The 26,047-nt window shown below is 73.3% G+C and carries 21 protein-coding genes; 6 read left to right on the forward strand and 15 right to left on the reverse strand.

The window, feature by feature from the left end:
• Positions 1-75 precede the first annotated feature (75 nt).
• Entirely contained in the window at positions 76-819 is a 744-nt protein-coding gene (locus ACGF3J_RS20150; RefSeq protein WP_161331452.1) for a TetR/AcrR family transcriptional regulator, read from the forward strand.
• A gap of 19 nt (positions 820-838) precedes the next feature.
• Here ACGF3J_RS20150 and ACGF3J_RS20155 read toward each other — a convergent pair whose 3' ends face one another.
• The gene (locus ACGF3J_RS20155) at positions 839-1,780 is read right to left on the reverse strand and encodes a LysR substrate-binding domain-containing protein (protein ID WP_161331453.1); all 942 of its coding nucleotides are present in this window, start codon (positions 1,778-1,780) and stop codon (positions 839-841) included.
• 84 nt (positions 1,781-1,864) lie between these two features.
• Here ACGF3J_RS20155 and ACGF3J_RS20160 point away from each other — a divergent pair, with 84 nt between their 5' ends.
• Positions 1,865-3,178, forward strand: a complete 1,314-nt coding sequence (locus ACGF3J_RS20160) for an aspartate aminotransferase family protein (protein ID WP_393854435.1) — start codon at positions 1,865-1,867, stop codon at positions 3,176-3,178.
• Positions 3,179-3,251: 73 nt separating this feature from the next.
• On the opposite strand, the gene ACGF3J_RS20165 is transcribed toward ACGF3J_RS20160, so the two are convergent.
• The 3 genes from ACGF3J_RS20165 to ACGF3J_RS20175 all read right to left on the reverse strand — a co-directional run bounded on the left by ACGF3J_RS20165 (position 3,252) and on the right by ACGF3J_RS20175 (position 7,328).
• Positions 3,252-5,471, reverse strand: coding sequence for an MMPL family transporter (locus ACGF3J_RS20165; protein WP_161326329.1), 2,220 nt, complete (start codon positions 5,469-5,471; stop codon positions 3,252-3,254).
• A 328-nt stretch (positions 5,472-5,799) separates the two neighbouring features.
• Entirely contained in the window at positions 5,800-6,900 is a 1,101-nt protein-coding gene (locus ACGF3J_RS20170; protein ID WP_393854436.1) for a winged helix DNA-binding domain-containing protein, read from the reverse strand.
• Positions 6,897-7,328, reverse strand: coding sequence for a VOC family protein (locus tag ACGF3J_RS20175; protein ID WP_393854437.1), 432 nt, complete (start codon positions 7,326-7,328; stop codon positions 6,897-6,899). The genes ACGF3J_RS20170 and ACGF3J_RS20175 overlap by 4 nt, the downstream gene beginning before the upstream one ends.
• Before the next feature lie 142 nt (positions 7,329-7,470).
• Here ACGF3J_RS20175 and ACGF3J_RS20180 point away from each other — a divergent pair, with 142 nt between their 5' ends.
• Positions 7,471-8,490 (forward strand): helix-turn-helix transcriptional regulator, encoded by a 1,020-nt coding sequence (locus tag ACGF3J_RS20180; protein ID WP_393854438.1) that lies wholly within the window; start codon positions 7,471-7,473, stop codon positions 8,488-8,490.
• Positions 8,491-8,503: 13 nt separating this feature from the next.
• On the opposite strand, the gene ACGF3J_RS20185 is transcribed toward ACGF3J_RS20180, so the two are convergent.
• The 5 genes from ACGF3J_RS20185 to ACGF3J_RS20205 form a co-directional block, all read right to left on the reverse strand.
• Positions 8,504-9,715, reverse strand: a complete 1,212-nt coding sequence (locus ACGF3J_RS20185; RefSeq protein WP_161327759.1) for a Cmx/CmrA family chloramphenicol efflux MFS transporter — start codon at positions 9,713-9,715, stop codon at positions 8,504-8,506.
• 102 nt (positions 9,716-9,817) lie between these two features.
• Positions 9,818-12,121 carry an FdhF/YdeP family oxidoreductase gene (locus tag ACGF3J_RS20190; protein WP_161327751.1) on the reverse strand — a complete coding sequence of 768 codons (2,304 nt, stop codon included), beginning with the start codon at positions 12,119-12,121 and terminating at the stop codon, positions 9,818-9,820.
• Positions 12,122-12,167: 46 nt separating this feature from the next.
• Positions 12,168-12,686 (reverse strand): SRPBCC family protein, encoded by a 519-nt coding sequence (locus ACGF3J_RS20195; RefSeq protein ID WP_161327752.1) that lies wholly within the window; start codon positions 12,684-12,686, stop codon positions 12,168-12,170.
• Positions 12,683-15,199 (reverse strand): ATP-dependent Clp protease ATP-binding subunit, encoded by a 2,517-nt coding sequence (locus tag ACGF3J_RS20200; RefSeq protein ID WP_161327753.1) that lies wholly within the window; start codon positions 15,197-15,199, stop codon positions 12,683-12,685. Before ACGF3J_RS20200 ends, ACGF3J_RS20195 begins: the two co-directional genes overlap by 4 nt.
• A gap of 129 nt (positions 15,200-15,328) precedes the next feature.
• Complete coding sequence (locus ACGF3J_RS20205; protein WP_161327754.1) at positions 15,329-15,979, reverse strand: CatB-related O-acetyltransferase; 651 nt, start codon at positions 15,977-15,979, stop codon at positions 15,329-15,331.
• A gap of 135 nt (positions 15,980-16,114) precedes the next feature.
• On the opposite strand from ACGF3J_RS20205, the gene ACGF3J_RS20210 reads away from it, so the two are divergent.
• From ACGF3J_RS20210 to ACGF3J_RS20220, 3 genes are all read left to right on the forward strand, one after another.
• Positions 16,115-17,323, forward strand: coding sequence for an MFS transporter (locus tag ACGF3J_RS20210; protein WP_161327755.1), 1,209 nt, complete (start codon positions 16,115-16,117; stop codon positions 17,321-17,323).
• A gap of 84 nt (positions 17,324-17,407) precedes the next feature.
• Complete coding sequence (locus tag ACGF3J_RS20215; protein ID WP_161327756.1) at positions 17,408-17,989, forward strand: sugar O-acetyltransferase; 582 nt, start codon at positions 17,408-17,410, stop codon at positions 17,987-17,989.
• Positions 17,990-17,999: 10 nt separating this feature from the next.
• Positions 18,000-18,557, forward strand: a complete 558-nt coding sequence (locus ACGF3J_RS20220) for a TetR/AcrR family transcriptional regulator (protein ID WP_161327757.1) — start codon at positions 18,000-18,002, stop codon at positions 18,555-18,557.
• Positions 18,558-18,606: 49 nt separating this feature from the next.
• Here the strand turns inward: ACGF3J_RS20220 and ACGF3J_RS20225 are convergent, their stop codons facing one another.
• The 6 genes from ACGF3J_RS20225 to ACGF3J_RS20250 form a co-directional block, all read right to left on the reverse strand.
• Positions 18,607-19,905, reverse strand: coding sequence for a YeeE/YedE family protein (locus ACGF3J_RS20225; protein WP_393854439.1), 1,299 nt, complete (start codon positions 19,903-19,905; stop codon positions 18,607-18,609).
• A 264-nt stretch (positions 19,906-20,169) separates the two neighbouring features.
• On the reverse strand, positions 20,170-22,071 hold the full coding sequence (gene htpG / locus ACGF3J_RS20230; protein WP_161326071.1) for a molecular chaperone HtpG: 1,902 nt from the start codon (positions 22,069-22,071) through the stop codon (positions 20,170-20,172).
• Between the two features lie 79 nt (positions 22,072-22,150).
• Positions 22,151-22,690, reverse strand: coding sequence for a DUF4303 domain-containing protein (locus ACGF3J_RS20235; RefSeq protein ID WP_161326072.1), 540 nt, complete (start codon positions 22,688-22,690; stop codon positions 22,151-22,153).
• A 99-nt stretch (positions 22,691-22,789) separates the two neighbouring features.
• Complete coding sequence (locus ACGF3J_RS20240) at positions 22,790-23,770, reverse strand: TAXI family TRAP transporter solute-binding subunit (RefSeq protein ID WP_161326073.1); 981 nt, start codon at positions 23,768-23,770, stop codon at positions 22,790-22,792.
• A 106-nt stretch (positions 23,771-23,876) separates the two neighbouring features.
• A complete protein-coding gene (locus tag ACGF3J_RS20245) occupies positions 23,877-25,316 on the reverse strand; it encodes a sensor histidine kinase (RefSeq protein WP_393854440.1) in 1,440 nt (479 codons plus the stop codon).
• A gap of 12 nt (positions 25,317-25,328) precedes the next feature.
• Positions 25,329-25,988, reverse strand: coding sequence for a response regulator transcription factor (locus ACGF3J_RS20250; protein WP_161328627.1), 660 nt, complete (start codon positions 25,986-25,988; stop codon positions 25,329-25,331).
• Between the last annotated feature and the right edge of the window lie 59 nt (positions 25,989-26,047).

Consider the following 26,047-nt stretch of genomic DNA (forward strand, 5'->3'; position numbering starts at 1 on the left):
CGGAGGCCCGGGATCCCCCTGACAGTGTTCGAATTCTTGATGTGTCATCAGGTACCGGCGCCGTAGGGTCGCCCCATGCCCACAGAGCGACCCACACCGCCATCCCCCGCGCCCTCCCCCTCACTGCGCGAGCGGCGCCGGGCCGCGGCGGCCCGGGAGATCCTGGACGCCGCCGAGGAACACATCGGCCTGCACGGACCCGCGGCCCTGTCCCTGCGGGCGGTCGCCCGCAGTCTGGGGATGACGGTGCAGGCGCTCTACCACTACTTCCCGAACCGGGACGCCCTCGTGACGGCCCTCGTCACCAAGGCCTACGACGATCTGGCCGACGCGTTGCAGGCGGCCGCCGACAGCGAGGCCGAGGACCCGTCCACCCCGCGCCTGCTGCTGGTGACCGGGACGTACCGCGACTGGGGCATCGCCCATCCCGAGCGCTTCCAGCTCCTCTACGGGACGCCGCTCAGGTACTACGCCGCACCGGCCGAAGGACCGACCACCCGGGCCGTCCGCCGGATGGGCGCGATCTTCCAGCGCGAGCTGTTCGACGGCTTCACCACGGCGCAGCTGGCCGCGGCCGAGGTCCCGCCGCTCTCGGCCCCGTTCCAGGAGCGGCTGGCCCTCCTCCCCGCGGACGCCCAGGGGGGGCTGCCGCCCGCCGCGACGTCGCTCTTCCTGAGCGCGTGGGGCCACCTGCACGGCCTGGTCGTCCTGGAGGTGTTCGGGCACACCGGCTTCCTCGGCGAGCACCAGGCCGAGGTCTTCGAATCCTCGGTGCGGATGATGATCGAGGACATCCACCGGCGGATACCCGCCGCGTGACCGGGTGGGCGCGCGGCCTTCACGCTCGGCCGTCGCGCCGTTCGGGGACGGCTTGCGGGGCGGCGAGGGCGGGGATCTCGGGGTGGTCGCGGAGCGCGGCGATGACGGCGCCGACCGCCGCACGCCGGGGGGTGCCCCGGCGTACCACGACGACGACGTTGCGGTGCACCGCCGGGCTGAGCCGCCGGGTGAGCACGGCGTGTTCCGGTGTGACGGCCAGGGCGGGCAGCAGGGCGATCGATCCCGTCGTCTCGACGTGCCGCAGCAGCATCAGGTAGTTGCTGAAGCGGCAGGCCACCCGGGGTTCGAACCCCGCCTCGCGGCACAGCCGCAGCGTCAGGTCGGCCATGTACGACTGGGGCCGGTCGCACGCCCAGGTCTCCTCCTCGCAGGCCGCGAGGTTCACCGCCGCGCGGGAGGCCAGCGGGTGGCCCACGGGCAGGACCAGCACGACCGAGTCGCTGCCCAGCGAGACGATGTCGAGGTCCGCGCCCCAGGAGAGGCCGGTGTAGTCGGTGGTGGTGACGATGACGTCGGCGTCGCCCGAGCGCAGGGCGGGTCCGCTCTCGTGCGGCTCCATCTCGACGAGTTCGACGTGCAGGTGCGGGTGGGTGGTGGCCAGGCGGGCCGCCGCCGGGACCGCGAGGCTGTAGATCGCGCTCTGGAAGACGCCGAGCCGGACGGTGCCGATCGGCTCGTCGTTCAGCGCGCGCAGTTCCGCCTCGGCCTCGGCCATCCGGTCGAGGATCTCCCGGCCCCGGCGGGCCAGCAGGAGTCCGGCCGGTGTGAGCCGCACGCGCCGCCCGGTCCGCTCGATCAGCCGGCAGCGGGTCTCCGTTTCCAGCACCGCCAGCTGCTGGGAGACCGTCGACGCGCTCAGATGCAGTGTGTCGGCGACCGCGCGGACGGTACCGAGCGTGTCCAGCAGGCCGAGGAGGTGCAGCCGTCCCGAGTTGAGCACGCCGCGATTGTACGGGGATGACGTACAGCAGCGTCGAAACTGTGCGATGGACACGCGCAGTGCCGCGTCCCTACCGTCGGTCGCATGCCTTCCGAGACTCCCGGCACCGATCCGGGGCGCCACCTCATCCGCTACTCCGGCCACGCACCGTTCTCGCCGGAGGTCGTCGTCCGGGCCGCGGGCACCTCCGTCTTCACCGAGAGCGGTCGTGAACTGCTCGACTTCACCTCGGGCCAGATGAGTGCCATCCTCGGCCACTCCCATCCGGCGATCGTCTCGACCGTGCGCGAGCAGGTCGCCCACCTCGACCACCTGCACAGCGGCATGCTCAGCCGGCCGGTCGTCGAACTGGCCCGGCGGCTGGCGGGCACGCTGCCCGAGCCGTTGGACAAGGCGCTGCTCCTGACCACCGGGGCGGAGGCGAACGAGGCCGCCGTGCGGATGGCGAAGCTCGTCACCGGGCGGCACGAGATCGTCTCCTTCGCCCGGTCCTGGCACGGCATGACCCAGGCCGCCGCGAACGCCACCTACAGCGCCGGGCGCAAGGGCTACGGCCCCGCGGCGCCCGGCAACTTCGCGCTGCCGGTGCCGGACCGCCACCGCCCCTCCGTCGTCGGCTCGGACGGCGAGCTGGACTGGCGCCGCCAGCTCGACCTGGGATTCGAGATGATCGACGCCCAGTCGGTCGGGAGTCTCGCGGCGTGCCTGGTCGAGCCGATCCTCTCCTCGGGCGGCGTCGTCGAACTCCCGCCGGGCTATCTCGCCGCGCTGGCGGAGAAGTGCCGGGAGCGGGGCATGCTGCTGATCGTGGACGAGGCACAGACCGGGCTGTGCCGCACCGGCGACTGGTACGCCTTCCAGCACGACGGCGTGGTGCCGGACATCCTGACGCTGTCCAAGACGCTCGGCGCGGGGCTCCCGCTGGCCGCCGTGCTGACCGGCGCGGAGATCGAGCGGCGGGCGCACGAACGCGGGTTCCTGTTCTTCACCACCCACGTCAACGACCCGCTGCCGGCCGCCGTCGGCAACACCGTCCTCGACATCCTGGTGCGCGACCGGCTCGACGAGCGTGCGCGGCGGCTCGGCGGCGTACTGCGCGACGGCCTCGACGGGCTCGCCGAGCGCCACAAGGTGGTCGGCGACGTCCGCGGCCGGGGGCTGCTGCTCGGCATGGAACTGGTCGGGGACGACGTGCTCGGTGACGGCGGCGCCGACCGTCTCGGCGCCGCCGTCACCCGGCGCTGCTACGAGCTGGGGCTGCACATGAACATCGTCCAGCTCCCGGGAATGGGCGGCATCTTCCGTATCGCGCCGCCGCTGACCGCGAGCGACGAGGAGATCGCCCGCGGCGTGGCCGTCCTCGACGAGGCGCTCACCGACTCCGCCCGGGACCTCTGAGGCGACGCGAAGGCCCCGGTGCCCGAACCTCCGGGCACCGGGGCCGCACGCGTGAGGCGCGGGGCGCGCGGGGTCAGACCCCGGCCGTCTCCGGTTCGCGCGCGGGCTCCGCGGGCGGCGGGGTGTCGCCCAGTTCCTTGTGCAGCTTCTCGCCCTCCACGTCGACGTTCGGCAGGATGCGGTCCAGCCACTTGGGCAGCCACCACGCCTTGGTGCCGAGCAGGGCGAGCACCGCGGGCACGATGGCCATGCGGACCACGAAGGCGTCGAAGAGCACGGCGATGGCGAGGCCGAAGCCCATCATCTTGATCATGTCGTCGTTCTCCATGATGAAGCCGGAGAAGACGCTGATCATGATGATCGCGGCCGCCGCGACCACCCGGCCGCCGTGGGTGAAGCCGGTGGTGACGGAGTCGGCGGCGGACGATCCGTGGACGTACGCCTCCCGCATGCGGGTCACGAGGAAGACCTCGTAGTCCATGGCGAGGCCGAAGACCACGCCGATCATGAAGATGGGCATCATCGACATGATCGGGCCCGGCTGGTCCACCCCGAAGACGTCCGCGAGCCAGCCCCACTGGAAGACCGCGACCACCGCGCCGAGCGCCGCGGCGACCGACAGCAGGAAGCCCAGGGCGGCCTTGAGCGGGACGAGGATCGAGCGGAACACCAGCATCAGCAGCAGGAAGGCGAGTCCGACGACCAGCGCCAGGTACGGGATGAGCGCGTCGTCCAGGGTCTGCGAGAAGTCGATCGTCATCGCGGTCGCGCCGGTGACGAGCATGGTCGCGCCGGTGTCGGCCTTGATGTCGCCGGAGAGGGCGCGGATGTCCCGGACCAGCGACTCCGTGGCGGCGTCGCTCGGGCCGGTCTTGGGCACCACGGTGAGGACGGCGGTGTCGCCCTGCTCGTTGAACCTGGCCGGAGTGACGGCCGCGGCCTCGCCGAGGCCGGTGATCCGGTCCGCGACGCTGTCGGCGGCTGCCTTCGGGGCGTCGGCGTCCTTGGCGTCGACGGTGACCATCAGCGGACCGTTGAACCCGGCGCCGAACGAGTCGGACAGCATGTCGTACGCCTTGCGCTGCGTGGTGTCCGGTGCCGAACTGCCCTCGTCGGGCAGGCCCAGCTCCATGCCGGCGGCCGGCACGGCGATCACGCCGAGGCCGAGGACGGCGGTCAGCAGCACGGTCACCGGACGCCGCAGGACGAACCGGGCCCAGCGGGTGCCGAGCTTGGGCTTGGCGGGGGCGGTCCGCTCCGTGGCGGCCGCCTTGCGGTCCTTGCGGCTGAGCGCCCTGCGGCCGGCGAAGCCGAGCAGCGCCGGGGTGAGGGTGAGCGCGATCAGTACGGCGATGCCTACGGTGCCGGCGGCGGCCAGGCCCATCTTCGTGAGGATCGGGATGTTGACGACCGCGAGTCCGGCCAGGGCCACGACGACGGTGAGTCCGGCGAAGACCACGGCGGAACCCGCGGTGCCGACGGCGCGTCCCGCGGCGTCCTCGGGGGTGCGGCCCTCGGAGATCTCCGCGCGGTAGCGGGAGACGATGAACAGGGCGTAGTCGATGGCGACCGCGAGGCCGATCATCATGGCCAGCGTGGAGGTGGTGGCGGACAGCTCCAGCGTGCTGCCGAGCGCCCCGATGGCGGAGATGCCGATCCCGACCCCGATGATCGCCGAGAGCAGCGGCATGCCGGCCGCGACCAGTGAGCCGAAGGTCAGCAGGAGCACGATCGCGGCGACGCCGATGCCGATCAGTTCGGCGGTGCCGCCCATCTCCTGCTCCGCCATGACCGCGTCCCCGCCGGTCTCGACGGTGAACCCGCCCTCGCGCGCGTCGTCGGTGGCGGTGGTGAGCGCGTCCCGGGCCTCGTCGGTCAGCTCCATGGCGTTGACCTTGTAGGTCACGGAGGCGTACGCCGTGGTGCCGTCCTCGCTGACGGCGTTCGCCTTGAACGGATCGTCGACCGAGGCGACCTGCGGGCCGTTCCCGAGAGCGGCGACCAGTTCCTCGACCTGGTCCTTGCCGGCCGGGCCGGATATCTTCTCGCCGTCGGGGGCCCGGATCACGACCCGCGCGGTGGCGCCCTCGGCACTGGCGGCCGGGAACTGCTCGCCGAGCAGGTCGAACGCCTTCTGCGACTCGGTGCCGGGCATGGAGAAGGAGTCTTCGGGCGGGGCGGGCGCGGTGGACGCCGCGACACCGGCGCCCACGAGTATGGCCACCCACAGCAGGGCGACAAGGCCGCGGCGCCGGAACGCCCTTCGGCCGAGTCGATAGAGAAACGTAGCCACCTGAGACCAATCCGTCGGGTTACGAGCAGGACGAAGACCCGGCACATGGGGGGAAGGCCGAGGCGCTGACCGGGGTACTCATCCATGCTCGCCCGCAGATTTTCGAAATTGATCCGACCCTGGGGCTGGACCGGCGTACTGCGAGGGGTGTAGTGCTCCCCCGTTCTCCTCTCCCCCGGGTGTAGATCACGGCGGTCCGTGTACGCCGCATTCCGTTGCCGCGGGCAGCCGAAGTCCGTGACCGCCGAGGTGGCGGCGGCAGTCGACCCTCACCTCGGGGGGCCCACGGCACCGGTGGAGCCGGGGCGCGGCTTCGGCCGCCCGCCGTTCAGGGCGGTGCCGCGCCGACCCGGATCCGGTCGCCGTCCCCGTCGGAGAGGAAGGCAGCCAGGGCCCGCCCCTCCTCGGCGACCTCCGTGCGGTCCGCCCGGGAGAGGCGGCGCAGCGGGGTGACGCTCACCGTGCCTTCCTCGACGGTCCAGGTCGCGGAGACCCGGCCGTCGACCAGGACGACGCGGGCTCCGGCGACGGACAGGCCCCGGTGCTCGTCGTCGATGATCCGGCTCCGGTCCTGGTAGCCGAGGATCACGTTGTCGAACGCCGGGAGGAACCGCACCGGGGCGGGGGTGCCGGGGTCGGGGCGCGGGGCTTCGGGGAGGTCCAGCAGTTCCCGGCCCCGTTCGTCGCGGAAGGCGACCAGTTCCCCGCGTACGGCGGTGACCGCGGCCGGCAGTCCGGCGAGTCCGCACCAGGCGCGCAGGTCCGCCGAGGCGGCGGGGCCGAACGCGGCGAGGTAGCGCCGTACCAGCGTCTCCCCGACCGGGTCGGTGCCCGGCGGGGCCGGCGGGTCGGCGTCGCGGCCCAGCCAGGCGGTGAACGGGGCGTTGCGCACGCCCGCCCGGGTGCGCCACAGTCCCCGCGGGGGCAGCTGCACCATCGGGATCAGCGCGGCGACCAGCATCTCCCCCAGGGCCCGGGGTCCCGGTTCCGGCCAGCGGTCGGCGAGCGCCCGGGCCAGGTCACCCATCGAGCGGGGCTCGCCGTCGGACATCACGGCCCGCCCCGCCGCCGCCAGCTCGGCCAGGTCGACCCCTTCGAGTTCCCGGCGGTAGGTGCCGAGGACGCGGGCGCGCAGCATGGCGTCATGGCGGGGCCGCCAGGCAAGGGCGTCCTCGGCGGTGACGAGGTGGACGGTGCGGCGCATGAGGTGGGTGCGTACCACCCGACGTCCGGTCAGCAGGTCGGAGAGCTCCGCAGGCCGGAAGCCGCGCAGCCGCGACCAGAGCCCCACGAACGGTTCCTGCGGCTCCTGCGCCTGGAGGCCGCCGAGGTGCGCGACGGTGTCCAGGACGGGGGCGTCCGCGCGGTCGAGCAGCAGTTGCCGGGCGAGGGTCGCGCGGCCCAGTGCCCGGGCGTCGAGCACGCTCACGCCCGGTACTCGCCCGCGACGTCCAGGACCCAGGTGACGCCGAAGCGGTCGCGCAGCATGCCGTAGAGCGGCGCCCACTCGGCGGGTGCCAGGGGCCGCAGCACGGTCGCGCCCTCGGCCAGCTTCTCCCAGTACGCGCAGATCCCGTCGGCACCGTCGGGGCCGTCGCCCCGGAGCGAGACGAAGAAGGCGTTCTCGCCCTGGTTCCACGGCAGGCCGGAGGGCACGTCGTACGCCATCACACACGGGCCGTCGGCGGTGGACACCTGGCCCCACATCACCTGGTCCGCCTCGGCGGGGTCCTGGACGCTCCCGGCGTCCTTGTACGTCACCACGGCCACGTCGCCGCGGAACGCGGACGCGTAGAAGGTGAGGGCCTCGCGGGCGTCACCCCGGAAGTTGAGGTGGGTCACTGCTCTGACGGACACGATGGGCTCCTCGCCTGTCGCGGACACGGTCGGACACCCCACGCCGGTGGGCCGCCCGGGGGACCCGTTCGGACCCCGTGCCTCCCACTCTGGAGAACATAGCGGTCAGGATGTGGCCGCTACCTGCGGCAGCATGGCGGACATGCAGAAGACCTCGGCCCGGCTGCTCTCATTGCTCTCGCTGCTCCAGGCGCGCCGGGACTGGCCGGGGCCGCTGCTGGCGGAGCGGCTGGACATCAGCCCGCGCACCCTGCGCCGCGACGTGGACCGGCTCCGTGAGCTGGGCTACCCCGTCAGGGCGGTCAAGGGCCCCGACGGCGGCTACCGGCTGGACGCCGGCACCCGTCTGCCTCCGCTGCTGTTCGACGACGAACAGGCGGTCGCGCTCGTCGTCGCCCTGCGCACCGCCGCCGTCACGGGGGCCGGCATCGAGGAGGGTGCGGCACGCGCCCTCAACACCCTGCGCCAGATCATGCCGGAGCGGCTGCGGCACCGGATCGACGCCTTCCAGGTCACGGCCGTCGAGCGGTCCGCGACCGGGCCGGATCCCCGGGCGGGCACCGGGGTCCTCCTCGCGATCGGCGCCGCCGTGCGGGCCCGGGAGGTGCTGCGCTTCGACCACACCCCGGCGTACCCGGCCCACCCCGCGGACGCCGGAGACGCCGTGGTGGCGCCGCGCCGGGTGGAGCCCCACCACCTCGCCGTCCGCGGTGGCCGCTGGTACCTGGTCGCCTGGGACCTCGACCGGGACGACTGGCGCGTGTTCCGGGCCGACCGGATCACCCCGCGGACGCCCACCGGTCCCCGCTTCACACCGAGGCGGCTGCCCGGCGACGACGTGGCCGCGTTCCTGACGGGCAGGTTCCGGGGCTTGGAGACCTCCCCCGAGTGGCCCTGCCGGGGGGAGGCAGTCCTCCGCCTGCCCGCCTCCGCCGTGGTCCCCCACGTCGCCGAGGGCACCGTGGAGGAACTCGGCCCGGACCGCTGCCGGGTCGGCCTGGGATCCTGGTCGTGGCCCGCTCTCGCCGCCGCGTTCAGCGCCTTCGACGCGGACGTCGAGGCCGTCGGTCCGCCGGCGCTCCGGGCGGCGTTCGCCCGCCTCGCCGACCGCTGCGCACGGGCCGCGGACGATCCGGCGGTCCCACGGGAGGGGAACCCCTAGTCCACCCGGCGGGTCACGCCCGCTGCCGGCTCGGTTCCGCGCCCGCGGGCTCGGCGGTCGCGGAGCCCGCCACGATGCGCGACCTGCTGTGCAGGCGCAGCGAGACGGCGACGAAGCCGATCGCGACGACGGTCATGGCCGCGCCCGCCCAGGCGGTGGCGGCGTATCCGAAGTCGGCGTCGATCACGGTGCCGCCCAGCCAAGGACCACCGGTGTTGCCGAGGTTGAACGCGGCGGTGGTGGTCGCGCCCGCGAGGGTGGGTGCGGCGCCGGCGACGTTGAACATGCGCGCGTTGAGGGCCGGAGCCGTGTAGAACGCGGAGACGCCCAGCAGCAGCGACAGGACGATCACGACGGCCGGGCTGGACGCGAACAGGGCCAGCGCGGCCAGCAGTACGGTCGAGGCGGTGATGCCGGAGAGCAGGACGCCGAACAGGTGCGCGTCGGCGACCCGGCCGCCGATCGTGGTGCCGATCAGCGCGCCGACCCCGAACAGCGCCAGCACCGTGGGCACCCACCCCTCCGCCAGCCCGGCCACGTCGGTGAGCAGCGGCGACAGGTAGGAGAAGGCGCAGAACACGCCGCCGGCGGCGAGCGCGGTCACCACGATCGACAGCCAGACCTGACGGTCCCGGTAGATCGCCAGCTCACCCTTGAGCCGGGGGCGGCGCTCGGGCAGCGGGATGCGCGGGATGAGGGTCACCACACCGACGAGGGCGACGGCGGAGGCGGCGCCGACCGCCCAGAACGCGGACCGCCATCCGAGGTGCTCGCCGAGGAAGGCGCCCGCGGGGACGCCGAGGACGTTGGCGATCGACAGTCCGCCGATCATCACGGCCATCGCGCGGGCCCGGCTGGTGACCGGCACCATCGCGATGGCGACGGCGGCTCCCACGGCCCAGAAACCGGCGCAGGCGAGCGCGCTCACCACCCGGGAGACGAAGAGGATCTCGTACGACGTCGCGAGCGCGCCCGCGACCTGGCCGAGGCCGAACACCGAGATCAGCGCGACCAGCGTGGTCTTCCGGGGCAGCCGCAGGGTCGCGACCGCGAGCAGGGGCGCGCCGACCACCATGCCGATCGCGAACGCCGATATCAGCAGACCGGCCTGCGGGATCGACACGTCCATGTCGTCGGCGATGGGCGGCAGCAGCCCGGAAAGCATGAACTCGCTGGTGCCGAGCGCGAAGACGGAGAGGCCGAGGATGTAGACGGCGAGCGGCATGCGGGCGGCCGGGGTCCGTGCGGAAGATACGGGCATGACAGGTGCCAACGAAGCGGTCGATCATGTCATTCCCGCACGGGCGGCCGTCTCAGCATGCGGCGGTCAGGTCCCCGTGGGCGCCGCCCGTTCCAGTCTGACCAGGACCGCCTTGGAGGTGGGCTGGTTGCTGATGTCGGCCACGCTGTCCAGCGGGACGAGGACCTGGGTCTCCGGGTAGTACGCGGCGGCGGAGCCGCGTGCCGTCGGGTACGGGACCACCTCGAACCCCTCGGCGCGGCGCTCGGCGTCGTCGTGCCAGACGCTCACCAGGTCGACCCGGTCCTTCTCGGCCAGGCCGAGGGCGGTCAGGTCCGCCGGGTTGACGAGCACCACGCGGCGGCTGCCGTGAATGCCGCGGTAGCGGTCGTTGGGCGTGTAGGGGACGGTGTTCCACTGGTCGTGGGAGCGCAGGGTCTGCAGCAGCAGGTGGCCCTCGGGCACGTACGGCATCTGGCAGGCGTTGACGGTGAAGCGTGCCTTGCCGGTGCCGGTGCGGAACACGCCCTCGTTGACCGGGTTCGGCAGCCTGATGCCGCCGGGGCGTGCCACGCGCCGGTTGAAGTCGTGCAGGCCCGGCACGATCCGGGAGATCCGGTCGCGGACGGCGCCGTAGTCGGCCTCGAACTCCTGCCACGGCAGACCGGCGCGGCTCTCGTCGAGGGTGCGGCGGGCGAGCCGGCACAGGATCGCGACCTCGCTGAGCAGCAGCGGGGACGCGGGCTTCAGCCGTCCCCGGGAGGTGTGCACCTCGCTCATCGAGTTCTCCACGGTGACGAACTGCTCGCCGCCGGCCTGGTGGTCGCGTTCGGTCCGGCCGAGGGTCGGCAGGATGAGCGCGGTGTCGCCGCAGACCGCGTGGGACCGGTTGAGCTTGGTGGAGATGTGGGCGGTCAGGCGGCAGCGCCGCATCGCGTCCTCGGTGACCGCGCTGTCCGGGGCGGCGCGGACGAAGTTGCCGGCGACGCCCAGGAAGACCTTGACGCGGCCCTCGCGCATCGCCCTGATGGTGTTCACCGAGTCCAGGCCGTGGGCGCGCGGCGGGTCGAAGCCGAACTCGTCGCGCAGGGCGTCGAGGAAGGAGTCGGGCATCTGCTCCCAGATGCCCATGGTGCGGTCGCCCTGGACGTTGCTGTGGCCGCGCACCGGGCAGGCGCCGGCTCCGGCCCGGCCCAGGTTGCCGCGCAGGAGCAGGAAGTTGACGATCTCCCGGATGGTGGGAACGCCGTGCTTGTGCTGGGTGACGCCCATCGCCCAGCAGACGACGACCCGTTCGCTGCGCAGGACGTCGTCGCGGACGTCCTCGATCTCGCCGCGGGTCAGCCCGGTCGCGGTGAGCACGTCCGCCCAGGAGACGCCGCGCGCGTGCTCGGCGAACTCCTCGAAGCCGCTGGTGCTGTCGCGGATGAACTCGTGGTCGAGGATTTCGCCCGGTCGGGCGTCCTCGGCCTCCAGGAGCAGCCGGTTCAGCGCCTGGAAGAGGGCCAGGTCGCCGCCGGCGCGGATGTGGAGGAAGCGGTCGGCGATCTCGACGCCGCGTCCGATCACCCCGCTCGCCTTCTGCGGGTTCTTGAACCGCATCAGTCCGGCCTCGGGCAGCGTGTTCACGGCGACGACGCGGGCGCCGTTGCGCTTCGCCTCCTCCAGCGCGGACAGCTGCCGTGGGTGGTTGGTTCCGGGGTTCTGACCCACCAGGAAGATCAGATCGGCGTGGTGGAGGTCCTGGAGGCTGACCGTGCCCTTGCCGGTGCCGAGGGTCTCGTGCAGGGCGAAACCGCTGGACTCGTGGCACATGTTGGAGCAGTCGGGCAGGTTGTTGGTGCCGAAGGCGCGGGCGAACAACTGGAGGACGAAGGCGGCTTCGTTGCTGACCCGGCCCGAGGTGTAGAAGACCGCCTCGTCGGGGGTGCCGAGCTTCTTCAGCTCGTCGGCCAGCAGGCCGAGGGCGTCGAACCAGCTGATCGGCTCGTAGTGGTCGGATCCGGGCCGCTTGACCATCGGCTCGGTGAGGCGTCCCTGCTGGTTCAGCCACAGGTCGGAGCGGTCGGCCAGGTCGGAGACCGGGTGCTCGCGGAAGAACTCGGCGGTGATCCGCCGGGTCGTCGCCTCGTCGTTGATGTGCTTGGCACCGTTCTCGCAGTACTCGTTGCGGTGCCGGTGGCCCGGGGCGGGATCCGCCCAGGCGCAGCCCGGGCAGTCGATGCCGCCGACCTGGTTCATCGTCAGCAGGTCCACCGCGGTCTCCCGCGGGCCGGCCTGCTCCAGGGAGTACTCCAGCGCGTGCACCACGGCGGGGACACCCGCGGCCCACGTCTTGGGGGGCGTGACCTTCAGGTCGTCCCTGGGGTCTTCCCTGGGGGGCTTCTTCATCCGACGATCGCCTCTCGTTCCCTGTTCGTCCTGGGTCCTGCGACGTTCAGCCCACCGGCCAGCCCGCTACCCGGCTCCTGGGCGGCTCCGGCTCCTGCGGCCGGACCTGGCCGCCCCGGATGGTTCCCCGCCAGCCCCCGCCGGCCTGTCCGTGGCCCTCGATGAACGTCCCGAAGTTCGCCAGCTCCCGGCGCACCACCCGGCGCGCCGCCCCGGGCACGGCGGCGAGCAGGCCGAGGGGACCGCGCGGCTCGATCCACAGGCGCACCGTGATCGCCGTGCGCCCGTCACCGGCGGCCCGGAAGCGCACCTCGCCCCGGTGGCGGGGCCGGCGCCCGAGTCCGCGCCAGACGAGGTGCGAGTCGGGCACCTGCTCGACGATCTCGGTGGCGAACTCGCGGCGCACCGGCCCGCGGCCGACGACCCACTGGATGAGGGCGGGCCTGACCTGCTCGACCCGGAGCACGGTGGCCGTGAACCTCGGGAAGCTCTTGAACTGGGTCCACTGGTCGTAGGCGGCCCGCACCGGCACCGCCACCTCGATCGTCTCGTCGACGGCGGTCATGCCTCGTCCGCCTTCCCGGCCCCGGCGGCGTCGCCCTTGGTGACCGTGCAGTGGAGGGAGTCCTGGACGACATCGGCGACGATGGTGTCGCCGGGGTCGGCCTCGCCGCCCAGCAGCAGGTCGGCGATGCGGTTGTCCAGTTCGGTCTGGATGGTGCGGCGCAGCGGGCGGGCGCCGAACTCCGGCTGGTGGCCGTGGGCGATCAGCAGCTTCTTGGCGGCCTCCGTGACCTTCAGGGTCATGCCCTGCGCGTGCACCCGACGCTCGCTCTGGGCCAGCAGGTGGTCGACGATCCGGGAGAGGTCCTGCTCGGTGAGGCCGTGGAAGACGATGATGTCGTCGATGCGGTTGAGGAACTCCGGGAGGAACCTGGTCCGCAGCTCCTCCATCAGCTCGTCCTTGAGGTCGGAGACGTCGCCCTTGTGGTCGAGGATGCGGTGGGCGCCGATGTTGGAGGTCATGATGACGACGCAGTGCCGGAAGTCGACGGTGCGGCCCTGGGCGTCGGTGAGGCGCCCGTCGTCGAGGATCTGGAGCAGCGTGTTGAAGACGTCGGGGTGGGCCTTCTCGACCTCGTCGAACAGGACCACGCTGTAGGGCTGCCGGCGGACCTTCTCGGTGAGCTGGCCCGCCTCCTCGTAGCCGACGTATCCGGGGGGCGCGCCGACGAGGCGGGCGACGGTGTGCTTCTCCTGGAACTCGCTCATGTCGAAGCGGACCATGCGGCTCTCCTCGCCGAACAGCAGCTCGGCGAGGGTCTTGGCCAGCTCCGTCTTGCCCACGCCGGTGGGGCCGAGGAAGAGGAAGGAGCCCACGGGGCGGTTCGGGTCGCCCATGCCGGCCCGGTTGCGGCGCACGGCCCGGGAGACGGCGCCGACGGCCTCGTCCTGGCCGACGATCCGGGCGTGCATCTCCTCCTCCAGCTTGAGCAGCCGCTCCTTCTCGCCGGCCGTCAGCTGGGAGACGGGGATGCCGGTGCGCCGGGAGATCACGTCGGCGATGTCGTCGGCGGTGACCGAGACGACGCCCTCGCGCCGCTCCTCGATGCCGGCGAGTTCGCCCTGGGCCTCGGCGATCTCCTGCTTGAGGGTGCCCGCCCGGTCGTAGTCCTCGGCGGCGACGGCCTGTTCCTGTTCCCGGCGCAGTTCGGCGATGCGGTCCTCGCGGCCGACGACCTCGGTGGAGCGGGCGGCGCTGCGCAGCCGCACCCGGGCGCCCGCCTGGTCCATGACGTCGATGGCCTTGTCGGGCAGGAAGCGGTCGCTGACGTAGCGGTCGGAGAGTTCCGCCGCGGCCGCCAGGGCGCCGTCGGCGAAGCGGACCTGGTGGTGCGCCTCGTACGCGTCCCGCAGGCCCTCGAGGATCTGCACCGTCTCCTCGACGCTGGGCTCCGGCACCATCACGGGCTGGAAGCGGCGTTCGAGGGCCGCGTCCTTCTCGACGTACTTGCGGTACTCGTCGATGGTGGTCGCGCCCACCACGTGCAGCTCACCGCGCGCGAGGGCGGGCTTGAGCATGTTGCCGGCGTCCATCGAGCCCTCGCCGGTCGCGCCGGCCCCGACCACGGTGTGGAGTTCGTCGATGAACAGGATGATCTCGCCGCGGGCCTGCTGGACGTCCTCGATGACCTTCTTCAGGCGCTCCTCGAACTGTCCGCGGTACTGGGCGCCCGCCACCATGGCGGACAGGTCGAGCACGACGACCCGCTTGTCCTTGAGGGTGTCGGGGACCTCCCCGGCGACGATGCGCTGGGCGAGGCCCTCGACGATCGCGGTCTTGCCGACCCCGGGCTCCCCGATCAGCACGGGGTTGTTCTTGGAGCGCCGGGAGAGGATCTCGACGGTCTCCTCGATCTCCTCGGCCCGTCCGACGACCGGGTCGAGCTTCCCGGCCTTCGCCTCCTCCGTCAGGTCCCGCCCGAACTCGTCGAGCGTCGTGGCCGGCTGCCGGGCGCCGTTCTCGCCGGGGGCGGCCTCGGCGCGGCCGGCCTGCTCCGTCAGCCCCGCCAGTTTCGTGACGTCCTGGCCCTCCGCGCTCAGCAGCCGGGCCGCGCCGCTGTCGCCGCCGTCGAGCAGCGCGCCGAGGATGTGCTCGGGGCCGATGTAGGAGACGCCGGCCGCCTGGGAGCGGGCGTAGGCGGTGGCGAGGGTGCGTTTGGCGGCCGGGGTGAGGCCCGGTTCCGCGGAGGGCTCGACCGCCTCGCGGGGCAGCACCTCGGCGATCTGGGACCCGAGGGCGTCCGGGTCGGCGCCGGCCCGGGCGAGCAGGCCGCGGGCGGGCTCGACCTGCGTGGCCGCCCACAGCAGGTGCTCGGTGTCCAGGTCGGACGTCCCGTCCTCCAGGGCCCGCCGTCCGGCCAGGTTGAGCAGTTCCCGGGAGGACTCGGTCAGCAGCCGGCCGATCGGCACGCGCTGGACCGCCGGCGGCGACGAGGCGGGGGACATGCCGAAGAAGCGGTTCAGCAGGTCACTGAAGGGATCGGACGAGCCGAAACCGAACGACGACATCGACATGACAGCTCCCGGGACGGGCGACGCGACCACTCCACGGAAACCCGATGCCGGTACCTCCGCAAACGGAGCGGCGGCACCGGAGGGGCTGCCGGCCTGGTGCCGACCTGTTCGCGCGGGCGGGGCGCGCGGTCATCCACGCCTGCCGCGCGGAGCCGCCGCCTCCAGGTCCTCGATGGTGCCGGACATGATCGTCCGGACGTGCTCGGTGATGAGGGAGACGGGCCAGTCCCACCAGGCCACCGCGAGCAGCCGGGCCACGTCCTCGTCACTGAAGCGGGTACGCACCAGCCGGGCCGGGTTGCCGCCGACGATGCCGTAGTCGGGCACGTCCCGGGTGACCACGGAGCCCGCGCCGACGATCGCGCCGTGGCCGATGCGGACCCCGGGCATGACGGTGGCGCCGTGGCCGAACCAGACGTCGTTGCCGACGACGGTGTCCCCCCGGCCTGGCAGGCCGGTGAGCAGGTCGAAGTGCTCGGACCAGGAGCCGCCCATGCTGGGGAAGGGGAAGGTCGAGGGGCCGTCCATCCGGTGGTTGGCGCCGTTCATGAGGAACCGGGTGCCGGTGCCCAGCGCGCAGAACCTGCCGATCACGAGCTTCTCCGGGCCGTAGTGATAGAGCACGTTGCGGGTCTCGAAAGCCGTCGCGTCGTCGGGGTCGTCGTAGTAGGAGTACTCCCCCACCTCGATGAGCGGGGACTTCACCAGCGGTCTGAGGAGCACCACTCGCGGGTGCTCGGGCATCGGGTGGAGCACCGTCGGGTCTGCGGGCACGGGCATGGCGGTGGTTCCTCACGGTCGGGGCGGCATGGATCGGTCCCATGATCGCCGCGACGGCGCCGGCACGACATCGGTTTTCGGCAGGGACCCGGAGCAGAGTGTACGTTCGTACGCTCGCGCCTGTAGGCTCCGCGCATGACTGTCGACGTACTGCGCCGGGCCGCCCCGGCCGACCGGCGGGCCCGGGTGGCCGTCGCCGTGCTCTTCTTCACCAACGGGGCGCTCTTCGCCAACCTGCTGCCGCGCTATCCGCAGATCAAGGCGGACCTCGGGATCGGCAACGCCGCCTACGGGCTGGCCGTGGCCGCGTTCCCGGCGGGCGCGATCGCGGCCGGGCTCGCGGCCGGGATACTCGTCCGCCGGTTCGGCTCGGCGCGGGTGGCGGTCGGCGGCACGCTGCTGACCGGTGTGGGGATCCTGGCCGCCGGACTGGCGGAGTCGGTCGTGGTGTTCGCCGGGGCGCTGTTCCTGGCGGGCGCGATGGACGCGTTCACCGACGTCGCGCAGAACGCGCACGGCCTGCGGGTGCAGCGGCGCTACGGACGCTCCATCATCAACTCCTTCCACGCCATCTGGTCGATCGGCGCCGTCACGGGCGGTTCCATGGCCGCCGGCGCGATCGCGCTCGGCGTGCCCCGGGGCCAGCATCTGTTGTTCTCCGGCATGGTGTTCGCGGTGGCGGCCTGTGTGGCGCTGCGGTTCTGCCTGCCGGGCCCGGAGACCGAGACGGCCGAGGAGGAGGACGGCGGGGACGGGACGCGGCGGACGGCGCCGGCCCCGGCCACGGGCGCGCGGATCCACTACGCGCTGGCGGCGCTCGTCCTCATCGCCACGGCCGGCACACTGGTCGAGGACGCGGGCAGTTCGTGGGCCACCCTCTACCTCTCCGACTCGCTGCACTCGTCGGTGGCGCTGGCCGCCTCCGGCTATGTCGCCCTGGTCGGGGCGCAGTTCGTCGGCCGGCTGATCGGGGACCGGCTCGTGGACCGGTTCGGCCAGCGCGCCGTGGCCCGCTCCGGCGCGCTGATCGCCGCGGTCGGCATGGGTCTGGCGCTGGCCGTGCCCACGGTGCCCGGGACGGTGCTCGGGTTCGCCGCGGCCGGTTTCGGGGTGGCGACCCTGGTCCCTGCGGCGATGCACGAGGCCGACGAACTGCCCGGCCTGAAGCCCGGTTCGGGGCTGACGATCGTCTCCTGGCTGATGCGCCTGGGCTTCCTGCTCTCGCCGCCCGTCGTGGGCCTGGTCGCCGACGCGACGAGTCTGCGGGTGGGGCTGCTGGTCGTGCCGCTCGCCGGTCTCCTGGTGCTGCTGCTCGCCGGAGTGCTCCAGCCCCGGCGCCGCTGAGCGGCTCCGCCGTACGGGTCGGCCTCCGGGCTCCGCACCCGCCGAGAGTGTACGTTCGTACGCTTCAGGGGTAGGATCGTGCGCATGCCGACGGACCACTTCGCGGGCGACTCCCGCACGAACCTCGAACGCATGCAGGCGGGCGACCTCTACATCGCCGACGACCCGGAGATCGCCCGCAGGCAGCAGGAGGCCGTACGGCTGGCCGCCCGCTACCAGGCGGCGTACACGGAGGACGCCACGGCCGCCCGGCCGGTCCTCGCGGAGCTGCTCGGCTCGCTGGGCGCCGAGGCGCACGTACGGCCCCCGCTGTACGTCGACTACGGCAGCAACATCACGATCGGCGCGCGCACCTTCGTCAACTGCAACCTGACCGCGCTGGACGTCGCGGCGATCACCATCGGGGAGGACTGCCAGATCGGCCCGAGCGTGCAGTTGCTGACACCGACCCATCCGCTGGAGCCGGGCCCCCGGCGGGACAAGCTGGAGGCGGCGCGGCCCATCACCATCGGCGACAACGTGTGGCTGGGCGGCGGCGCCATCGTGCTGCCCGGCGTGACCATCGGGGACAACTCGGTCATCGGCGCGGGCGCGGTCGTCACCAAGGACGTGCCCGCGAACGTCGTCGCCGTCGGCAACCCCGCCCGGCCGGTGCGGAACGTGTAAGCCTGCTCCCATGGCTACCGGACACACGGACCCGCAGCGCCGCGAGCGCATCATCGCCGCCACCCTCGACCTGATCGCCGAGGAGGGCATCGCACGCGTCTCCCACCGGAAGATCGCGACGCGCGCGGGGGTCCCCCTGGGCTCGATGACGTACCACTTCAGCGGCATCGAGGAGCTGCTGCGGGAGGCGTTCGGCCGCTTCACGGACCACATCGTCGCCGTCTTCGACGCGTATCTCGGCGCCGCGGCCGACCGCGACGAGGCCCGCGCGGCGGTGGCCGACCTGGTGCACGAGCTGTCGGAGGGCAGCCAGCGGGACCTGATCCTCACCCAGGAGCTGTACACGCTCGCCGCGCGCCAGCCCGCCTACCGGGAGCTGACCCACGAGTGGATGCGGCGCAGCCGGGTGCACCTGGAGAAGCACTTCGACCCGGACACGGCCCGCCAGCTCGACGCGCTGATCGAGGGCCTGACACTGCACCGAGCCCTGGCCCGCGAGCCGCACGGCCGCGACCTCACCCTGGAGGCCGTCGCCCGCGTCACTACCACGGACCGGCACTCCTCTTAGCCGCCCGTGCGGCACAGGCCTGACCCCTGTGCCGCACGGGCTTTCCCGTTCAGCAGACGCCGTCGCCCGGCTTGGGGTTGCCCAGGCCGAACAGGGGGCGCAGCTTCAGACCCACCCAGGTGCCCGCCAGGGCGAAGGCACCCCACAGCCATCCGCTGAGGCTGCCCGAGGCGATGCCCGCCAGGTAGGCGCCGATGTTGCAGCCGCCGGCCAGCCGGGCGCCGACGCCCATCAGCAGGCCGCCGAGCACCGCGGCGAGGGCCGTGCGCCAGGGGATGCCCCGGTGCAGCGCCCAGGTGCCGCCGACCGCGGCGGCGACCGCCGCGCCGATCATGATGCCGATGTCGGTGAGGCTGGTCTTGTCGGCGAGGACCGGGCCCGCGAGCATCTCGGCGTTGCCGGGCTGCCGCCACCAGGTCCAGTTCTCCGGGTGCCCGCCGAGCGCGCCCACCAGTTCCGACCCCCACAGACTGAAGGCGCTGGTGACGCCCCAGGCGCCGCCGGAGACCAGCAGGACGCCCGCGCCGAGCACCGCCAGGGCGAGCGCACCGGCGGCCAGCGGCCAGGAGCCCCGGACGGCCCGCAGGGCGGCGCCGCGCGCCGAGGGCACGGTGCCCAGGGGCGGCGGGTTCCGGCGGGCCTGGACGCGCCGGGTGACCAGCACCACGAGGAGCAGCGCCCCGATGGTCACGGCCCAGGAGCCGAACCAGCCGATGTGGTCGGAGAGCACGACGGGTTCCCAGGCCGGGAGGTCCTTCCACAGGTCGAACTGCCAGGCGGCCAGCGTGGCGCCGGCGACGAAGCCGCCGAGGGTCAGCACGATCGACGTCTGTCCCGAGCCGACGGCGAAGAGGGTGCCCGAGGCGCAGGCGCCGCCGAGCTGCATGCCGATCGCGAAGAGCGCCGAGCCGGCGAACAGACCGACGCCGATCGGTCCGGCGGACGGGGCCGGCTGGGAGCCGAACAACCCGGTCCCGGTGCCGATGAGCAGGGCGAACAGGGTGGCCGTGGTGCCGAGCAGCAGGGCGTGGGCGCGCAGCCCGGCGCCGTTGCCGACGGCGACCAGCTGCCGCCAGGCCGACGTGAAGCCGAACCGGGAGTGGAAGAGGGCCACACCCAGGCCGAGGCCCAGCAGGAGCAGCACGCCCGGCTTGGCGCCGTGCGCGGACCACACGTAGGCCGTCAGGACGGTCGCGAGCAGCCCGGACACCACGAGGGGCGTTCGCCGCACCGGCGGCAGGGGCGGCGCCTCGGGCCGGTACGAGGAGGTGGGAGCGGGGGCGAAGAGGGAGGTGGACGCGCGCGGCGGCGCGGCCGGGGGCGACCCGGCAGGGGGTGCGGTGGTCACGGAAGATCTCCGGGGTGGTGCACGGGGACGGCGGACGGGCTGGCGGACCGGCGGCGCGGATCGCGCGGCCGGTCCGGTCTCAGCGGCGACAGAGGCCGTCGTCGACGCACCACGCCGAGCACGCGAAGAGCGCGAGGCACAGCAGCGGAGCCGGGGCAGACATGCGTGCGAATATACGGACCGGGGCGCTCCGGATGCCAGGCCGTCTCGCCATGCGGATGGCGGGCGGCAGGCGTGCCGAAGCGCCCCGGGCCGCGGGCGCCGCTAGACGGTGCGCTCCAGGCGGTCCGCCATCAGCTGCACGAAGCGGGCGGGTTCCTTCGGCCGGCCGCCCTCGGCCAGCACCGCGAGGGTGTGCAGCAGCTCCGCGGTCTCGGTGAGTTCCGTACGGTCCTGCCGGTCGGCGTAGGCCCGGTTGAGGGTCTTCACCAGCCGGTGCTCGGGGTTGAGTTCCAGGATCCGCTTGGCCTCGGGGACCTCCTGGCCCATCGCCCGGTACATGTTCTCCAGGGCGGGCGTGAGTTCGCCCGAGTCGGAGACGACGCAGGCCGGCGACACCGTCAGCCGGGAGGAGAGGCGGACCTCCTTGACGTCCTCGCCCAGGTGCTCCGTCATCCAGCCGAGCAGCCCGGCGTACTCCTCGCCCTGCTTCTCCTTCTCGGCCCCGCTCTTCTCCTCCTCGGTGCCGGACAGGTCGATGTCGCCCTTGGCGACCGAGCGCAGCGCCTTGCCCTCGTACTCCCCCACCGCGTCGACCCAGACCTCGTCGACGGGGTCGGTGAGCAGCAGGACCTCGACGCCCTTGGCCCGGAACGCCTCCATGTGCGGGGAGTTCTCGATGGCCCGCCGGGACTCGCCCGTCATGAAGTAGATGTCGTCCTGGCCGTCCTTCATCCGCTCCACGTAGCTCTTGAGCGTGGTCGGCGCGTCGGCGTCGTGCGTGGTCGCGAACGAGCAGGCGGCGAGGATCGCGTCCCGGTTCTCGGAGTCGGTGACCAGCCCCTCCTTCAGCACCGCGCCGAACTCCCGCCAGAACGTGGCGTAGCGGTCCGGCGCGGAGGTCCCGAGGTCCTTGACGGTGGCGAGCACCTTTTTGGTCAGCCGCCGCTGGATCATGCGGATGTGGCGGTCCTGCTGGAGGATCTCGCGCGAGACGTTGAGCGAGAGGTCCTGGGCGTCGACGACGCCCTTGACGAAGCGGAGGTAGGGCGGCAGCAGTTCCTCGCAGTCCTCCATGATGAAGACGCGCTTCACATAGAGCTGGACGCCGCGCTGGTAGCCCCGGCTGGACAGGTCGTGCGGGGCGTGCGAGGGGATGAAGAGGAGGGCCTGGTACTCGAAGGTGCCCTCGGCCTGGAGCCGGATCGTCTCCAGCGGGTCCCGCCAGTCGTGGCCGATGTGCTTGTACAGCTCGTGGTACTCCTCGTCGGAGACCTCGTCGCGCGGGCGCGCCCACAGGGCCTTCATCGAGTTGAGCGTCTCGGGCTCGCGGTCCTCGGCGGCGTCCTCGCCCGGCTCCGGCAGCAGGCGAACCGGCCAGGTGATGAAGTCCGAGTACCGCTTGACGATCTCCCTGATCTTCCAGGTGGAGGTGTAGTCGTGGAGCTGGTCGTCGGAGTCGGCCGGCTTGAGGTGCAGGGTGACGGCGGTCCCCTGCGGGGCCTCGTCGAGCCGCTCCAGGGTGTACGTGCCCTCGCCGCGCGAGGTCCACCGGGTGCCCTGGGTCTCACCGGCGTGCCGGGTGACCAGGGTGACCTCGTCCGCGACCATGAAGCCCGAGTAGAAGCCGACGCCGAACTGGCCGATCAGCCCGTCGGCCCCGGCGGCGTCCTGGGCGTCGCGCAGCTCTTGCAGGAACTTGGCGGTGCCCGAGTTGGCGATGGTGCCGATCAGCTGGGTGACCTCGTCGTACGACATGCCGATGCCGTTGTCCCGCACCGTCAGCGTGCGGGCGTCCTTGTCGATCTCCAACTCGACGTGCAGGTCGCTCACGTCGGCGCCGGGGGCGTCGTCGCGCAGCGCGGCGAGGCGCAGCTTGTCCAGCGCGTCCGAGGCGTTGGAGACGAGCTCGCGCAGGAAGACATCCTTGTTCGAGTAGACGGAGTGAATCATCAGCTGGAGGAGCTGACGTGCCTCTACCTGGAACTCAAACGTTTCGGTCGTCATGGCTGGTGAGTACCTCACAGGTCCGTCGTGCCACTGGCGGAAGTCACTCTAGAACAGGGCGGGATCGTGCCGGAGCCGGTCACACGTCCTCCGGCACCGCGGCCTCCTCGCGCCACTCCGTCAGGGCCTGGGGCGGGTTCAGCCGCAGCACCCGCTCGGCGTTGCCCGCTTCGGAGGGCACCTCGACGGTGACGACGACGGAGTGACGGTCGGCGCCCGTACCGAAGAGCCCTTCGGCGTCCAGCCGGGCCATGGCCGTCTCCATCGCCCGCAGCCGCAGGTCGAATTCCGCGTCCGCCTCGTCGTCGGGCAGGTCGAAGAGCTCGCCACGGGCCTCGAAGAGGGGGCGTACGGGCTCCAGGTGCCGTTCGCCGTAGCAGCAGAACGGGGAGTCGGCGTAGGACCACTTGAGGTCGAGCGGGGCGCAGCCCTGCCGTGCCGCCTCCGCCGCCAGGGCCTCCACGGACCATGCGGACAGCGCCGGGCCGTAGGCCTCCCCGGAGGTCACGAGGGTGCAGTAGTAGAACCGGTCGTCGGGGTGGTCCCGGAAGAGGTCGAGGAGGGCGGCGCGGGCCGCGCGGTGTACGGCGTCGGCGAGTTCGGCCTCGGTGGGCGGCATGGTGCGGCTCCCGGTTCGGAGGGTGCGAAGGGTGCGGGCGGCGGTGCGGGCGTGGCTCCGGGGAGCGTAACGACCGGCACCGACAACGGACCCGCGCCGTCAGCCGTGCATCGACCGGTACGCCGCCACCGCTCCCTCGTGCAGCGGCACACCCCCGGTGCCGATCAGGCTGCGCACGTCCAGGAACTGGGCGCCGACGGCGTGGTCGGGCACGAACTCGGGGGCGCGCCGGACCAGGAGGCGGGTGAGGGCGCCGGCCACGGCGGGGTCCAGGTCGGGGCGGCACACCAGGAGGTTGGAGACGCCGACGGTGGCGACGCCGGCCGAGGAGCGGTACGCGCTCTGCGGCAGGGTCACCTCCTCCAGACCCGAGGCGGCCATGCCGTCCCGGCCGCCGAGTCCGGGCAGGAGACCGGCGAGCGGGAGGAAGCGCAGGCCGGGGTCGCGGTCGAGGTCGGAGAGGGTGGGCAGCGGCACGCCACCGGCCACGAGCAGGCCGACGACGGAGCCGGTCCGCAGCGCCTCGGCCGCGTCGGCCAGCCGCAGGTGCCGTACCGGGACGTCGATGCCGGGCGACAGACCGGCGGCGCGGAGCAGACGGTCGCCGAGCAGGGCCGCGCCGGAGCCGACGGCGCCGAGCGAGACCGGGTGCCCGGCGAGGTCGGCCACCCCGCGCACCGGGGCGTCGGCGCGCACGGCCAGCTGGAGGTAGGTCTCGTAGACCCGGCCGATCGCCCTCAGGGGCACGGGGCGCGGGAAGAGACCGGTGCCCTGGGCGGCCCGCGCGGTGTCGGTCAGGACGAGGCCGAGGTCGGCGTGGCCGTCCCGGAGCAGTTCGATGTTGGTGACGCTCCCGGCGGTGGTGCGGACGCGGCAGCGCAGACCGGAGCCGGCCGCTTCCACCTGGGCGGCGAGGAGGCGGCCGAAGGCGGCGTAGAAGGCCGTCGGCTCACCCGTGGCCAGCCGCAGCACCCCCGTCGGACCGGACCCGCCGACCGCACCGTCCCCAGCGACCAGCCCACCGATCGCTCCGCCGGCGACCGCGCCGAGGGCGGCACGCAGGACGGCACGCCGGTTCATCGGGGACCTCCTTCGGACCGGGCGCGCGACGCGACGGCCCACGCCCGCGGCCGCCGGAGCCGCACGACCGCCGGCCCCGGACCGCCGCCCACCAGCGGTTCCCGGTTCACTGCGGGCCTCCTTCGGTGTCCGCCCGGGGCACGACCGCACGTGCCCGCAGCCCCCTGGGCTGGGCCGGGGTCAGTTCCAGCCGGCCGGTGCGGCCCGTGAGGAGCTGTTCGGCGATGGGGAGTCCGAGGCCCGTGCCGGATGTTCCGGTCTGCCGGGACGAGCGCCAGAAGCGGGTGGTGGCGTGGACGATCTCCTCGGCCCGCAGGCCGGGGCCGTCGTCCGTGACGGTGACGGCCGCGTACGGGTCCTGCGCGGCGCAGCGCAGCCGGACCCGGGCGCCGTCGCCCGCGTACTTGATCGCGTTGTCCAGCAGGATGTCCGTCACCTGGGCCAGCTCCCGGTCCGTGCAGGCCGCCGGCACGGATTCGGGGGCCTCGGCGGTCAGCCGGACCCCGGCGCGCCGTGCGACCGGCTCCCACAGCCGGTACTGGGTCAGCGTGACCTCGGCCGCGTCGCACCGGGCGCCCGAGCCGTCGGTCACGGTGAGTTCCCCGGCCCGGTGCTCGGCTGTGGCGAGGGCCAGCATGTCGTCGAGGAGGGTCTGCAGCCGGTCCAGTTCGGTGTTGACGCCGGTGTAGGTGCGCTCGCCCGAGGGCCGCAGGTGAGTGTGGAGGGCGTCGACCCGCAGCCGGAGCGCGGCCATGGGGTTGCGCATCTGGTGCGAGGTGTCGGCGACGAGCCGCCGTTGCTGTTCGAGGGCCGCGGTGACGGTGCGGGCCATGCGGTTGAATCCGGTCGCCAGCTGGCGCAGCTCGGGCGGTCCGCCGACGGAGGCGGAGCCGCGCCGGCCCGGCGGGGCCACGGGCGGGGTGTGCTCGGGTGGGAGTCCCGCGGCCAGTTCGCCGACGGCCCGGTCGAGGCGGCGCAGCGGGCTGACCACCCACCGGGTGGCGGCGCGGGCCAGGACCGTGCAGCCGAGGGCGACCAGCGCCGTACCGGCCAGCACGGCGGCCCAGCGCCGGGTGACGTCCTCCGCGGCCGTGGTGACGTCGGCGCGCAGTACGACGGCGCCGGAGACCTGGGTACCGGTCCCCGCCGGTTCCGCGAACATCCGGGGCGCCCGCGACCAGGGGCGCAGGGCGCCGCCCGGGTGGGCGGTCTGGTTGCGCAGGGCGGCGTCGATGAGCCGGGCCACGGTGGGGTCGGCGGCGTGCATGCCGCCGGTCTGCACGACGGGGTGCCCGCGGGTGTCGGTGACGACGAGGGGCTCGCCGTAGAGCCGGGTGTAGCGCACGGCCTCGGCGGTGATGGCCGAGGTGTCGCCGGTGCCCGCCGCCCGGTCCATGAGCGAGGCGAAGCGGTCCAGGTCGGAGCTGCGGGCGAGGACCAGCTGCTGGGTGCGGTCGGAGGCGGTGAACAGCAGCAGCGGCACGGCGAACGCGGCCACCGCGAGCACGCCGAACAGCAGCAGCACCGTCTGCACGCGGGTCCGCACGGGCCGGCCCGGTCAGTCGCCGAGCCGGAAGCCGAAGCCCCGGATCGTGCTGAGCAGCCGCGGGCGGCCGAGCTTGGCGCGCAGCTGGGTGAGGTGGACGTCCAGGGAACGGGAGACGGCGTGGTAGGCGTCGCCCCACACCTCGTCCAGGACCTGCTCCCGGCTGACCGCGGTCCCGGCCCGGCGGGCCAGTACGGCGAGGATGTCGAACTCCTTGGCGGTCAGCTCGACCTCCTCGCCGCCGACCCGGACCTGCCGGGCGTCGAGAGCGACCTCCAGGTCCCCGACGCGCACGGTCCTCGCGGCGGGTGGCGCCTGTGCGGCTGCGCGCCGCGTGACGGCCTCGATACGGGCGAGCAGCTCGGTCAGGCGCACCGGCTTGACGAGGTAGTCGTCGGCGCCGAGCCGCAGCCCGCGCACCACCGAGCGTTCGTCGCCGCGCGCGGTCAGCACCACCACGGACAGGTCGCTGACCGCCCGCAGCCTGCGCAGCACTTCCAGGCCGTCGACGTCGGGCAGGCCGAGGTCGAGGAGGAGCAGGTCGGAGCTGCGGTGGTAGGTCAGCACGTCATGGCCGCGGGTGACCCGCCGGGTGATGTGGCCGTGGTCGTACAGGACCTCCACGAGCGCGCCCGCGACCCCGTCGTCGTCCTCGGCCAGCAGTATGTGCATCCTGCCGTCTCCCTCCGGCGGCGTCGGCGCCGATGCCGCCCGCGTCCGGGAACTGGTGT

Origin of the sequence: Streptomyces sp. NPDC048171 (assembly GCF_043202655.1) — a bacterium.
Taxonomy (GTDB): domain Bacteria; phylum Actinomycetota; class Actinomycetes; order Streptomycetales; family Streptomycetaceae; genus Streptomyces.

Excerpts from the sequence above, each read along its gene's own strand:
- ACGF3J_RS20150 (WP_161331452.1), top strand. The coding sequence starts at position 76 with ATGCCCACAGAGCGACCCACACCGCCATCCCCCGCGCCCTCCCCCTCA.
- ACGF3J_RS20160 (WP_393854435.1), top strand. The coding sequence starts at position 1,865 with ATGCCTTCCGAGACTCCCGGCACCGATCCGGGGCGCCACCTCATCCGC.
- ACGF3J_RS20180 (WP_393854438.1), top strand. The coding sequence starts at position 7,471 with ATGCAGAAGACCTCGGCCCGGCTGCTCTCATTGCTCTCGCTGCTCCAG.
- ACGF3J_RS20185 (WP_161327759.1), bottom strand. The coding sequence starts at position 9,715 with ATGCCGCTCGCCGTCTACATCCTCGGCCTCTCCGTCTTCGCGCTCGGC.
- ACGF3J_RS20190 (WP_161327751.1), bottom strand. The coding sequence starts at position 12,121 with ATGAAGAAGCCCCCCAGGGAAGACCCCAGGGACGACCTGAAGGTCACG.
- ACGF3J_RS20195 (WP_161327752.1), bottom strand. The coding sequence starts at position 12,686 with ATGACCGCCGTCGACGAGACGATCGAGGTGGCGGTGCCGGTGCGGGCC.
- ACGF3J_RS20200 (WP_161327753.1), bottom strand. The coding sequence starts at position 15,199 with ATGTCGATGTCGTCGTTCGGTTTCGGCTCGTCCGATCCCTTCAGTGAC.
- ACGF3J_RS20205 (WP_161327754.1), bottom strand. The coding sequence starts at position 15,979 with ATGCCCGTGCCCGCAGACCCGACGGTGCTCCACCCGATGCCCGAGCAC.
- ACGF3J_RS20210 (WP_161327755.1), top strand. The coding sequence starts at position 16,115 with ATGACTGTCGACGTACTGCGCCGGGCCGCCCCGGCCGACCGGCGGGCC.
- ACGF3J_RS20215 (WP_161327756.1), top strand. The coding sequence starts at position 17,408 with ATGCCGACGGACCACTTCGCGGGCGACTCCCGCACGAACCTCGAACGC.
- ACGF3J_RS20220 (WP_161327757.1), top strand. The coding sequence starts at position 18,000 with ATGGCTACCGGACACACGGACCCGCAGCGCCGCGAGCGCATCATCGCC.
- htpG (WP_161326071.1), bottom strand. The coding sequence starts at position 22,071 with ATGACGACCGAAACGTTTGAGTTCCAGGTAGAGGCACGTCAGCTCCTC.
- ACGF3J_RS20235 (WP_161326072.1), bottom strand. The coding sequence starts at position 22,690 with ATGCCGCCCACCGAGGCCGAACTCGCCGACGCCGTACACCGCGCGGCC.
- ACGF3J_RS20240 (WP_161326073.1), bottom strand. The coding sequence starts at position 23,770 with ATGAACCGGCGTGCCGTCCTGCGTGCCGCCCTCGGCGCGGTCGCCGGC.
- ACGF3J_RS20250 (WP_161328627.1), bottom strand. The coding sequence starts at position 25,988 with ATGCACATACTGCTGGCCGAGGACGACGACGGGGTCGCGGGCGCGCTC.